Here is an 11675-nt window from a genome sequence, read left to right as displayed (position 1 = left end):
AAAAAGGGGCACGAAGCCCCTTTAGTTGATTATTTTCTAATATTCAATTCTTTGATAATCTCACGATATCTGTTGATATCTTTCTTTTTTAAGTAGTCAAGAAGACTTCTTCTTTTACCTACCAATTTCACTAATGAACGCTCAGTGTTGAAATCATGACGATTTGCTTTTAAGTGTCCAGTTAAGTGGTTAATTCTAAATGTAAACAAAGCGATTTGCCCTTCAGCAGATCCTGTGTTTTCTGCTTTTCCTCCGTGTTTAGCGAAGATTTCTGATTTAACTTCTTTAGTTAAGTACATGCTAATATTGTATTAAATGATTATTATGTATGAATTGCTACTAACAATTCGGTTGCAAAGGTACTCTTATTTTTTTAATACACAAGTAATCCAACTTATTTTTAAATGGGAAGTTGAATTATTCATCAATTGACACAAATGCTTTTTTTAATAAGAAAGGTGTTGCTAATGTGGTAATTAACCCCATAATAACCAACATCGAAAAGATTTCTGTATTAATAATTCCAGCTTTGTAAGCAATGTTAGCAATTACTAATTCCATAATGCCTCTAGCATTTAATCCAAAACCTAAAGCTAATGAAATTTTGTGATTTAAACGTGCAAATCGTCCACCCACATATCCTCCAATAATTTTTGAAAGGAATGAAACTGCAATTATAGAAAACAATAATGGGTAATTTTGAATAGATGAAAACTGAAATTCTAATCCAATTCCGGCAAAGAAAATAGGAGCTAAGAAGCCCATTGCCATACTATTGGTGGTGTTGTGAAATGTATCTAAATGTTTTTGACCAACTAATTCTTTAGAAATCAACATGGAAGCAAAAAAAGCTCCAATAATAAAATGCAATCCGATACTTTCTGTAATGGTAGCAAAAATTAAAATAAATACAAAGAAGACGGCAAAAAGCGATTCTTTTCCTTTTAAAACCGATAAAATCTTGTTTAGTTTATTTTCAATGAAGTTTTCTTCTCTAGAAACATTTCGGATAACGCGATAAGTAGCAATAACCAAAATTAAGAAACAACTTAGTTTTAAAAGTGTTAATAAAGTAGCATTAGTAATGTTAGCAAAAGTTTGTTCAACATCTTTAATGTCTAATAAAATTCCTAAAATAGTTAATGCAATAACATCATCAAAAATGGCTACTGAAATAATCTTTTGTCCTACAGATGAGTTCAATTTACCTAAATCCATCAAAATTCGAATGCTTACAGGTAAAGCGGTAATAGCAACACATAATCCAATGAAAATAGTGGACATTACATCCAATTCGAAGTATCTTCCTACGAAAAAACCTGAAGTAATTGGAACAAAAAAGGCTAAAAATGAAATTACAATATTTCGACCTTTCATCGATTTTACAATTTCATCTAAATTAATTTCTAATCCTGCAATAATAACTAATAAGAAAACACCAAGCTCAGAAATTACCTTTAACTCTTCAGTACGATGAATGAAATTTAAAATGGTTGGACCTAAAAGTACTCCTGCTAAAATTTCGCCTATCATTGCAGGTTGCTTAAAACGTTCCATTATTTCGCCAAAAAATCGTGCTAAAACTAATAATAGCAATAAATTAGCAAAAAAAGGAAGTTCTAAACTAGGTACATTGAATTCCATAAAATTGTAGCTGTGTTGTTAATATTGATAGCAAATGTATTAAAAAGAGTCAAACTTTATTTACAACTTAAAATAATTTTGCAACTTGTTCGTTTACAAACTCTAAAAAACGTTCATCCGCTTCAGTAAATGGATCTAAAACATGAGAATCAATATCGATTTGTCCAGTGTTAACTCCATGGACAAATAACGGAACTACAATTTCTGACTTTACCGTAAAGCTACATGCTATATAATTGTCTTGCGCTTTAACGTCTGGCACTACAAAATTTGCATTAGATTCTGCTACTTGTCCACAAATTCCTTTTCCAAACGGAATTACAGTATGGTCAGTTTCAGCGCCTACATACGGACCCAAATGTAATGTTCTGGCTTCATGATTAGCAAAATAAAATCCTACCCAATTATAATAACTTACATTGTCACTTAATAATTGACAGACTTCTTTTAATTTTTCATCTCGAGTGGCATTTTCTTTTTCAATAATGCTTGAAACAATTGGTTTTAATTCTTCAAATGTCATAGTTGTATTTTTTTACAAAAGTATTTATTCTGAACTATTAAAAAATCTATATTTTTGTTAAAAATAAGTCGTTTGAAAAATATTTTTTATCAGTTCCAACATTTTTTTACTTTTTTAATAAAGTTTATCTTGTTTTATGTCGTTTTTACTTTCATTTACAAATTGTATTTGAATCAATATGATTTGCAAAAGAATGAAGTTGATGGCATAACTCAATCGGTTGCTTTTCAAACGAAACAATTTATGTTGCTATTTGATTCGAATGTGGAAATTACACAACATGAAACAGAACCTGCTATTAAAATGCTTTTTCATTCAAAATATATAGCTCGAATTATAGAGGGTTGCAATGCTATAAGTATCATGATTTTATTTGCTTCATTTGTATTTGCATTTTCTACGCAATTCAAAAAAACAACTTTGTATATAGTATTTGGAATCCTACTAATACATGTTTTAAATATTGTAAGAATAGCGATTTTGTCTTTTTCATTATATTACTTCCCAGAAGAAGAAGAGCTACTACATGGAACTTTTTTTCCATTGTTTATTTACGGAGTGGTTTTTAGCTTATGGGTATTATGGGTTACTAAATTTTCAGGCTATGTTAAAAAGACTATTTAAACAAAAGTTTCGTATCCTATTTTTTATAATTGCTCTTTTGGGCTTGGTGTTAGTTCGTGCTTTTGAAAATAAATTGTTTTACGATCCTTTTTTAACCTTTTTTAAATTGGATTACCAAAATAAACCGCTACCTAGTTTTGATAATATTCCGTTGTTTTTTGGGTTGTTAATGCGATATTCTCTGAATACAATACTTTCTTTGATAATTATTTATACGTTGTTTAAACAACTTCAATTAGTACGTTTTGCTTTGATATTACATGGGGTCTTTTTTGTGCTATTAGTGGTTGTTTTTTTTACTTTATTAAACTTTTCAAACCAGCCCGATTATTTGATATTGTTTTATATCAGAAGATTTTTGATTCAACCTTTATTTTTATTGCTTTTTGTTCCAGCATTTTATTATCAGCAACTTTCTCGCTAATTTTTTGTATCTTTAGGTATTATTTATGGCGAAATGAAAGTTACTAAATATTCAGGTGAATTAGTTCATTATGATGAGCAAAAATTAATCAATTCTCTAAGAAAAGCTGGAGCAGATGAAGCAATGGCAGAAGCTATTGTTAAAGAAATTGAAAGCGAAATGTATGAAGGAATTGCCTCTAAAAAAATTTACAAGCGTGCTTATCAATTACTAAAAAATATTTCCAATGTTCATGCGGCGCGTTATAATCTAAGAACTGCTTTGTTAGGTCTTGGCCCAGCAGGATTTTTCTTTGAAAAGTTCATTGCAAAAGTAATGCAAGAACAAGGTTTTCAAACAAAAGTAAGTGTAACTTTAAATGGAAAATGTATTTCTCATGAAATTGATATTTTGCTTCTCAAAAATGATGTTATTACTATGGTTGAATGCAAATTTCATTCGGGTCAAGATGCAAAAAGTGATGTTAAAGTACCAATGTATATTTTGTCACGATTTAATGATGTAAAAGATAGAAAATACGATTTGTTTTCCGCTAAAAGAATTATTTCTGATTGCATTATTGCTACCAATAATAGATTTACAACAGATGCCATTCAGTTTGGAGAATGTTCGGGGTTGAAAATGTTGAGTTGGGATTATCCTCAAAAAAATGGAATCAAAGAATTAGTTGATAGATATCGCGTCTATCCCATAACTTGTTTGACTACATTAACAAAAGCAGAAAAAGACCAATTATTGATTTTAGACTGTATAACAGTTAAAGATTTGTTGTTACATCCAGATTATTTAAAAACTATCGAGTTAAGCCACAATAGAACTAAGAACGTATTGAAAGAAGCCAATCAATTAACCAATTAAAAGCAAAATCATGAAAATTCATTTTTTAGGCGGAGCAGGAACTGTAACAGGTTCAAAAACATTAATTGAACACAATAATTTACGAATTTTAATTGATTGCGGAATGTTTCAAGGTATTAAATCTTTACGAGAATTAAATCGTGAACCACTTGCAATTATGCCTGAAACAATTGATTTTGTTTTGCTTACTCACGGACATTTAGATCATTGTGGTTGGTTGCCCAAATTAGTAAATGAAGGTTTCAATGGAAAAATTTTCTGCACCCGACCAACGAAAGAAATTTCACGATTGATTTTGTATGACAGTGCGAAAATTCAGGAAGAAGAAGCTAAAAAAGCCAATGAAGAACATTTTTCAAAACACGATCCAGCCGAACCTTTGTATACTGAAACCGAAGTAGATGCTGTAATTCCGAAGTTTCGAGTAGTAGATAAAGATTTGAATGTAAAGCTCGATGATGATGTTTCGTTCAAATTCTTTTATGCAAGTCACATTTTAGGCGCTTGTTCGATTGAGTTAACCATCGATGGAAAAGTTTTGGTCTTCTCAGGCGATATTGGTCAAGATGATGATGTGCTAATGTTTCCACCTCAAAAACCTAAAAAAGCAGATTATGTATTTTTGGAAAGCACGTATGGCAATCGCCTTCATCCCCAAACTGATGCGTTATTTGAATTGGAAACCATCATAAACAATACCTTCAATAAAGGTGGAACCGTTGTAATTCCGAGTTTTGCAGTTGAACGAGTGCAAACCATGATGTATTTGATTTGGCAATTGAAAAAAGAAGAACGCCTTCCAAATATGCCATATATAATTGATACGCCAATGGGAATAAGCGTTTTAGATGTTTTTCAAGATAATCGCACATGGCACAAACTTTCCTTTGAAGACTGCAACGAAATGTGCAAAGTTTTCACTCTAATTTCTGATTACAAAGACAGTATGAATGCGGTTTACGATAAACAGCCAAAAGTTGTTATTGCAGCAAGCGGAATGATAACGGGTGGAAGAGTGTTGTCGTATTTGGAAAGATTAATTGATAAACTAGAAACTACAGTTGTATTAGTGGGTTATCAAGCTGAAGGAACTCGAGGTAGAAAGTTATTAGAAGGAGCACAAGAAATTAAAATCTACGGTAATTATTATCCTGTCCAAGCAAATATTATGTTAATTGAGAGTTTATCTGCACACGGCGACCAAAATGATTTGTTAAATTGGTTATCTGAACTAGAGGCTAAACCTAAAAAAGTATTCTTAGTTCATGGTGAAAATGAAGCAGCAGATGAATTACGATTAAAGATTCAAGAAAAATATAATTTTGATTCTCATGTCCCATTTTTAGGGCAAGTCATTGAAATTTAGAACAAAATTAACGTAATTTCAATTTCAATTTCCTACTTTTGTTGCGATGAATTTTAGAAAACACATAAGTATTATTCTTGCCTCTCTAATATTGCTTGCCAATTTAGGGTTGAGTTTTGCAGTGCATTATTGTAAAGATGAAATTGCATCGGTTTCTTTTCAGTACCAAGAAGAGGAACCTTGTGTTAAAGATATAAAATCGTGTTGCACTAATGAAGATTCACACGACTCTTGTTGTTCTAACAAATTAATAAAAGTTGAAAAAAAGACCGATGATATATTGGTTAAAACTTTTCAATTAGATTTAGAGCCTGCTGTTTTTAATGCAGATTGGAAACCAAATTTTGTTGCATTTTCATCAGTAATTCGTTCGTCAAATGAAGTGGCTTTTTATTGCGATTCTCATGCGCCGCCACTCTACAAACTTTATTGTCAATTGGTTTTTTACGCATAAGTTTATTGTTTTTTATTCTGTAAATCAAAGAATTAATAACAATAAATAATCTTATTATGTTTAAAAATATAGCGTTTTTGCTATTCTTATTTGCTCCATTTATTTATTCGCAAGAAACTATAAAAGGAATAGTAACAGACGAAAATAATCAACCTTTATTAGGAGCTAATGTGTTTTGGTTCAATACCGCAATTGGAACTACAACAGATGAAAACGGGAATTTTACCTTAAAAAAGTCTCCCGAAACTACTTTTTTGGTAGTAAGTTATATTGGTTTTGAAACCAAGAAAATTGAAATTACTTCAAATGTTATTTCTGTAATTCTAAAAGAAGTAAATACATTAAAAGAAGTGGTAGTTTCTAAAACGAAAAGAGGAACTGAACATTCTTTGTATAAAGTGCAAAACATTCAAGTCATGGGACAAAAAGAGTTGCTAAAAGCAGCTTGTTGTAATTTGTCTGAAAGTTTTAGTACAAATCCATCAATTGATGTGAATTTTTCAGATGCCGTAACAGGAAATCGTCAAATTAAAATGTTAGGATTAACAAGTCCTTATATTTTAATTGCAGAAGAGAATATTCCTTCTGTACGAGGCGCTTCACAAGCTTATGGGCTCTCATTTGTGCCTGGAACTTGGGTAGAAAGTATTCAAATAACTAAAGGAGCCGGAAGTGTAATTAATGGTTATGAAAGTATTTCGGGTCAAATTAATTACGAAGTATTAAAGCCAGTAAATGATATTCCATTTTTCCTAAATGCCTATGGCTCACAAGATAGTCGATATGAAATCAATACACATTTCAATAATAAGTTTTCTGATAAATTGAGTTCAACTTTATTTTTACATGGTAACACCAGACAAAATAAAAATGACATGAATGATGATGGTTTTTTAGATGGTCCAATTGGAAAACAAGTAAATATCTTAAACCGTTGGCAGTATAATGATGCTGAAAAAGGCTTGGTGAGTTTTTTAAATGTTCGCTATATGAACGATGAAAAACAAGCTGGAGAAGTTTCTTTTAATCCAGATACTGATAGATTAACCACTAATGCTTGGGGAAGCGAAGTAAATACCGAGAAAATTGAAATTTCAAACAAAACAGGATACGTTTTTCCTGATATGCCTTATCAAAGTTTTGGATTTCAAAATTCATTTCAATCACATAAACAGGAATCGTATTTTGGATTAAATCAATATGATATTCAACAAAAGAGTTTTTATTCTAATTTATTGTTCAATTCGATTATTAATAACACAAAGAATAAATTTACAACAGGTTTAAACTTCACTTACGATGATTACAATGAATTTGTAGCTGTAAATTTCAGTCGCGATTTTTCAAGAATTGATAATTCAGTGGGTGCTTTTTTTGAATATACCTATGACAATACCGATAATTTTAGTTTAGTAGCTGGAGCACGTGTTGATAATCACAATCGTTTAGGAACTTTTGTAACACCAAGATTGCATATACGTTATAATCCTTGGAAAGAGGCAGTAATTAGAGCTTCAGCCGGAAGAGGGAAACGTGCAGCTAATATTTTTGCTGAAAATCAACAACTTTTTGCATCCAACAGAAATTTTTCGATTTTGAATACAGATGGAAAACTATACGGATTAAATCCTGAAATTGCATGGAATTATGGGTTGAGTTTTATCCAAAAATTCAAATTAGCTGGAAAAGATGCCGAAGTAATTTTAGATTATTATCGTACTGATTTTCAAAATCAAGCTGTGGTTGATTTAGATTATTCTCCTCAAAGTGTTTTGTTTTATAATCTTAGAGGTAACAGTTTTGCCAATTCATTTCAAGCGGAATTTTCAATCGATTTCATGACGCATTTGACATTTAAAACAGCTTATAAATATTACGATGTGCAAACCCAATTTGAAACAGGTCAGTTGCAAAGAGCACTTCAAGCAAAACACAGAGTTTTTGGAAATTTAGCTTATGAAACTCATATTAAAGACAAAGGACAGCAATGGAAGTTTGATGTTACTTATAATTGGTTAGGCGAACAACGTTTGCCATTCACACAATCTAATCCAGTGCAATATCGTTTAGATGAATATGCTCCAGCTTTTGGTACTTTAAATGCTCAAATAACCAGAACGTTTTCAAGTACTTTTGAAGTGTATATTGGAGGAGAAAATATGACAAATTACAAACAAATGAACGGAATTGTACAAAATGAAAACCCTTTTGGTACTTATTTTGATAGTAGTATGATATACGCACCTACTTTTGGGGCTATGTATTATGCTGGATTACGTTTTAAAATTAAAGACAGAAAAGAAAATCATAAAATGGAAGAGTTAGCTCCAGTAGAGCAGGAAACTCATAATCACTAAATAATAGAAAAATGAAAAGAATAGTTTTATTAGTATTAGCATGTATTTTTTCTCTAACGATGGTAGCTCAAGAGAAAAAAAACAAAAACAAAAAGGTTGAATTTGCAGTTGCTGGAAACTGTGGTATGTGTGAAAAGCGTATTGAGAAAGCTGCATATTCAGTTAAAGGGGTTAAAAGTGCTGAATGGCATGCAGACCACAATATTATTCATTTAGTAATAGATGAAACAAAATGTTCTGCGGAAGATGTGGCTAAAGCTATTGCAGCTGTAGGTCATGATACTGCAAGTGTAAAAGCTCAAGATTCAGTTTATGAAAAGTTACATGGCTGTTGTTTATATGAGAGAATGAAAGAGTAAAACATTAAAAAATCCGATTAGAAATCTAATCGGATTTTTTATTAAAATTAAGTGTAAATTAATTTTTTGAAACAAAATATAACCTACATTTGTAATCTCTTTTAGGTAGAAAGTGAAATCAAGTTTGAATACATTTAAAAAATTGTTTCCGTTTTTTATGCTCACATTTTTCATGTGGGCTATTGGTGTTTCTTCAAATACGACGATTACGGAAGAATTTAAATCTCAAATTGAGTTTCAAAAAAAGAATAACGATTCTAATTATTCGCATTTTCAAACTGTTGAGATTGAAGAAAGTGAATTTATTATTATTGAATCGGAACCTGAATTTGAGGTTGAATTAGATTGGTTTTTAAATCATTCAAAAACAATTAATTTTAAAAATACAGAGTTAAAAGAGAATTCTAACTCGTATTTTTCTTCATTATTTTCTTCAAAGGAAATTATTCCACTTTACGATTTATATTGTAATTGGAAGTTTCATCTTTCTTAATACACAATTATTGTTTTTCACATCATTATCTTGATTGTGAATGTTCACTGTGTATTAATCTATTTCATTAATCAATGAAAACACATTCAGTTGGTTTTGACGAACATAAGGTTCTTCACAACTTAACCCATTATTTACCCGCACAAAATCCGTTAAAAGACTTTGTGCACCACAATACTTTGCATGCTTTTCAAAGTAAAAAGTTTCATGATGCATTACATGAAGCATCTACTATTTTTGGTTATAAAACCTATTTGTCAATAACCGATTTTAGACAACGATTTGCTAATAAAGAAATCAATGAAGCGGTTTTAGATGCCATCATTACCAAAGCAAAAGGAGCTGAAAATCTCCAAATTTGGAAAGAAAAATTACTAAAAACCAATTATGATGAATCGGTTGCTCCAAGAATTGGGAGTTTACGTTCTAATTGGAAAAAATATTATGCAATAAATCTAGAAAAATCAACTCATAGTTTGTTGTTTAGAGTGTTGTGTAGCTATTTAGATCAAGGAATTGCTATTTGGAATTTCCCAGTTCATAATCAAGGTTTTTTAGCGTCTATAAAAGAGTTAGAGAAAAACACATTTAAAGGAATTTTTACTTCCAATAGAGCTAAAAAATTATTGCAAGAAGATGCTTCTATTACGCAATTATTAGAATTAATTGTAGGAAAAGAAGAATTGTTTGAACAGTATTTATTCGATCAACAATTTGGACATCCAGGTTGGAGCGGAATGATTGCGACTATCGAAAACAATCCAAGTTCTTTGTTAGACTCAAAGCAAATTACGTTAGAAGAACTAATAAAATTTGAATTGCTTTTAGAGATTGATACTTTAGATACGAAGTTCAATGATATTTGGGCACCACTTGGTTTTAAAATTGAAGACGAGGCATTTCAATTATTTGAAAAGGTAGAATACGATGAACTTTTCGATGCTTTATCACTTTGGCAACAAGCATTTGAATGGAATTTCTATGACGCTGTTTTATCAAATGTTCAAAATGTAAAAGAAGAAAAGTTAGAAGAAATTCCAAGTTTTCAAGGTATGTTTTGTATGGACGACAGAGAGTGTTCATTCAGAAGGCATATTGAACACATTGATAAAAATGCTTCCACTTATGGAACAGCAGCTTTCTTTAATTTTGAGTTTTTCTATCAACCGGTAAATGGAAAATTTTATACTAAATTATGTCCAGCGCCTGTTACACCAAAATTCTTAATCAAAGAAGAACATAGAAAGAAAAAACAAGCTAAAGATTTACATTATCACAAGCAAACACATTCTTTGTTTTTTGGTTGGATAATTAGTCAAACCTTAGGTTTTTCATCAGCTTTAAAATTATTCTTGAATATTTTTAAACCTTCGATGTCGCCTGCAACAACAGCTTCTTTTAAGCATTTGCATAAAAAATCGAAATTAGTTATCGAGAATACAGATGCTAATCAAAGAGAAAATGATTTACAAATTGGTTTTTCTGTAGAGGAAATGGTTAATAGAGTAGAAGGTTTGTTGAAAAGTATCGGATTAGTTTCTAATTTTTCTCCAATAGTTTATGTTGTTGGACACGGAGCAACTAGTATCAACAATACTCATTATGCTGGCTATGATTGTGGTGCTTGTTGCGGAAGACCAAGTTCGGTGAACGCAAAAGTGGCTTCGTTTGCTGCTAATCATCCTAATGTAAGAGCTATTTTGAAAGAACGCGGAATTGATATTCCCACTTCTACTCAGTTTTTACCTGCGTTGCACGATACTACACGAGATGAAATTGCTTTTTATGATGAAGATATTTTGTCGGATATAAATAAAGCTTTACACCAACAAAATATAATTACGTTTACAAAAGCCTTAGACAATAATGCAAAAGAACGTTCAAGACGTTTTGATACGATTGATTCTACAGATACATTAGAAAAAGTGCATGAAAAAGTAAAACGACGTTCATTATCTTTATTTGAGCCACGTCCAGAATTGAATCATGCTACAAATGCAATGTGTATTGTAGGAAGAAGAAGTTTGTCAAAACAATTATTTCTTGATCGACGTTCATTTTTAAATTCATATGACTATGAAGTAGATCCTGCAGGAGATTATTTAGCCATCATTTTAGGAGCAGTTGCACCTGTAGGTGGTGGAATCAATTTGGAATATTATTTCTCAAGAGTTGATAATCAAAAATTAGGAGCAGGTTCTAAATTGCCTCATAATGTAATGGGATTAATTGGAGTTGCTAACGGAATTGATGGCGATTTACGTCCGGGTTTACCTAGTCAAATGATTGAAGTTCATGACCCAGTTCGTTTATTAGTTATTGCTGAACATTTCCCAGAGAAAGTGTTGTATGCGATTTCAAAAAATCCAGCTACTTACGAATGGTTTAAGAACGATTGGGTAAAATTAGTAGCAGTACATCCAGAAACTAAAGAACTTTTTGTTTTTGAAGAGGAAAAGTTTGTTACTTATAATCCTATTCAACAGGTTAATTTTATTGCAGACGAATTAAAATTAGCCGAAACTACAAAAGAGAATCTTCCAGTAGGAATCATTACTAATACCATTTAAGTC

12 protein-coding genes are annotated in these 11675 nt (G+C 31.0%); 9 read left to right on the top strand and 3 right to left on the bottom strand.

The genetic code is table 11. The annotated features are described in order from the left end of the window. Positions 1 to 29 precede the first annotated feature (29 nt). The 3 genes from rpsO to V7P59_RS11210 all read right to left on the bottom strand — a co-directional run bounded on the left by rpsO (position 30) and on the right by V7P59_RS11210 (position 2167). Positions 30 to 299 (bottom strand): 30S ribosomal protein S15, encoded by a 270-nt coding sequence (gene rpsO, locus V7P59_RS11220; protein ID WP_333810249.1) that lies wholly within the window; start codon positions 297 to 299, stop codon positions 30 to 32. A 118-nt stretch (positions 300 to 417) separates the two neighbouring features. Beyond that, a complete protein-coding gene (locus V7P59_RS11215) occupies positions 418 to 1644 on the bottom strand; it encodes a cation:proton antiporter (protein WP_333810248.1) in 1227 nt (408 codons plus the stop codon). 67 nt (positions 1645 to 1711) lie between these two features. After that, positions 1712 to 2167, bottom strand: a complete 456-nt coding sequence (locus V7P59_RS11210) for a GAF domain-containing protein (protein ID WP_333810247.1) — start codon at positions 2165 to 2167, stop codon at positions 1712 to 1714. Positions 2168 to 2221: 54 nt separating this feature from the next. On the opposite strand from V7P59_RS11210, the gene xrtF reads away from it, so the two are divergent. The 9 genes from xrtF to V7P59_RS11165 all read left to right on the top strand — a co-directional run bounded on the left by xrtF (position 2222) and on the right by V7P59_RS11165 (position 11672). Next, on the top strand, positions 2222 to 2791 hold the full coding sequence (gene xrtF / locus V7P59_RS11205) for an exosortase family protein XrtF (protein ID WP_333810246.1): 570 nt from the start codon (positions 2222 to 2224) through the stop codon (positions 2789 to 2791). Beyond that, complete coding sequence (locus V7P59_RS11200; protein ID WP_442902424.1) at positions 2772 to 3215, top strand: exosortase F system-associated membrane protein; 444 nt, start codon at positions 2772 to 2774, stop codon at positions 3213 to 3215. The genes xrtF and V7P59_RS11200 overlap by 20 nt, the downstream gene beginning before the upstream one ends. 33 nt (positions 3216 to 3248) lie before the next feature. Next, complete coding sequence (locus tag V7P59_RS11195) at positions 3249 to 4073, top strand: ATP cone domain-containing protein (RefSeq protein WP_333810244.1); 825 nt, start codon at positions 3249 to 3251, stop codon at positions 4071 to 4073. A gap of 10 nt (positions 4074 to 4083) precedes the next feature. Further along, complete coding sequence (locus V7P59_RS11190) at positions 4084 to 5439, top strand: MBL fold metallo-hydrolase (RefSeq protein WP_333810243.1); 1356 nt, start codon at positions 4084 to 4086, stop codon at positions 5437 to 5439. A 46-nt stretch (positions 5440 to 5485) separates the two neighbouring features. Further along, positions 5486 to 5893, top strand: a complete 408-nt coding sequence (locus V7P59_RS11185) for an HYC_CC_PP family protein (protein ID WP_333810242.1) — start codon at positions 5486 to 5488, stop codon at positions 5891 to 5893. A gap of 56 nt (positions 5894 to 5949) precedes the next feature. Continuing rightward, positions 5950 to 8250 carry a TonB-dependent receptor gene (locus tag V7P59_RS11180; protein ID WP_333810241.1) on the top strand — a complete coding sequence of 767 codons (2301 nt, stop codon included), beginning with the start codon at positions 5950 to 5952 and terminating at the stop codon, positions 8248 to 8250. An 11-nt stretch (positions 8251 to 8261) separates the two neighbouring features. Next, the gene (locus tag V7P59_RS11175) at positions 8262 to 8609 is read left to right on the top strand and encodes a heavy-metal-associated domain-containing protein (protein WP_333810240.1); all 348 of its coding nucleotides are present in this window, start codon (positions 8262 to 8264) and stop codon (positions 8607 to 8609) included. 157 nt (positions 8610 to 8766) lie between these two features. Next, positions 8767 to 9102 (top strand): hypothetical protein, encoded by a 336-nt coding sequence (locus tag V7P59_RS11170; protein WP_333810239.1) that lies wholly within the window; start codon positions 8767 to 8769, stop codon positions 9100 to 9102. 74 nt (positions 9103 to 9176) lie between these two features. Continuing rightward, a complete protein-coding gene (locus tag V7P59_RS11165) occupies positions 9177 to 11672 on the top strand; it encodes a YbcC family protein (RefSeq protein WP_333810238.1) in 2496 nt (831 codons plus the stop codon). Positions 11673 to 11675: the final 3 nt, after the last annotated feature.

The sequence above is a fragment of the Flavobacterium sp. genome, assembly GCF_036782315.1.
Lineage (GTDB): Bacteria > Bacteroidota > Bacteroidia > Flavobacteriales > Flavobacteriaceae > Flavobacterium.
Note: the sequence above shows the minus strand (reverse complement) of the source record. Positions and strands in the feature narration are given on the sequence as shown.

Coding starts and splice junctions, on each gene's coding strand:
- rpsO (WP_333810249.1), bottom strand. CDS start 299: ATGTACTTAACTAAAGAAGTTAAATCAGAAATCTTCGCTAAACACGGA.
- V7P59_RS11215 (WP_333810248.1), bottom strand. CDS start 1,644: ATGGAATTCAATGTACCTAGTTTAGAACTTCCTTTTTTTGCTAATTTA.
- V7P59_RS11210 (WP_333810247.1), bottom strand. CDS start 2,167: ATGACATTTGAAGAATTAAAACCAATTGTTTCAAGCATTATTGAAAAA.
- V7P59_RS11200 (WP_442902424.1), top strand. CDS start 2,772: ATGTTAAAAAGACTATTTAAACAAAAGTTTCGTATCCTATTTTTTATA.
- V7P59_RS11195 (WP_333810244.1), top strand. CDS start 3,249: ATGAAAGTTACTAAATATTCAGGTGAATTAGTTCATTATGATGAGCAA.
- V7P59_RS11190 (WP_333810243.1), top strand. CDS start 4,084: ATGAAAATTCATTTTTTAGGCGGAGCAGGAACTGTAACAGGTTCAAAA.
- V7P59_RS11185 (WP_333810242.1), top strand. CDS start 5,486: ATGAATTTTAGAAAACACATAAGTATTATTCTTGCCTCTCTAATATTG.
- V7P59_RS11180 (WP_333810241.1), top strand. CDS start 5,950: ATGTTTAAAAATATAGCGTTTTTGCTATTCTTATTTGCTCCATTTATT.
- V7P59_RS11175 (WP_333810240.1), top strand. CDS start 8,262: ATGAAAAGAATAGTTTTATTAGTATTAGCATGTATTTTTTCTCTAACG.
- V7P59_RS11170 (WP_333810239.1), top strand. CDS start 8,767: ATGCTCACATTTTTCATGTGGGCTATTGGTGTTTCTTCAAATACGACG.
- V7P59_RS11165 (WP_333810238.1), top strand. CDS start 9,177: ATGAAAACACATTCAGTTGGTTTTGACGAACATAAGGTTCTTCACAAC.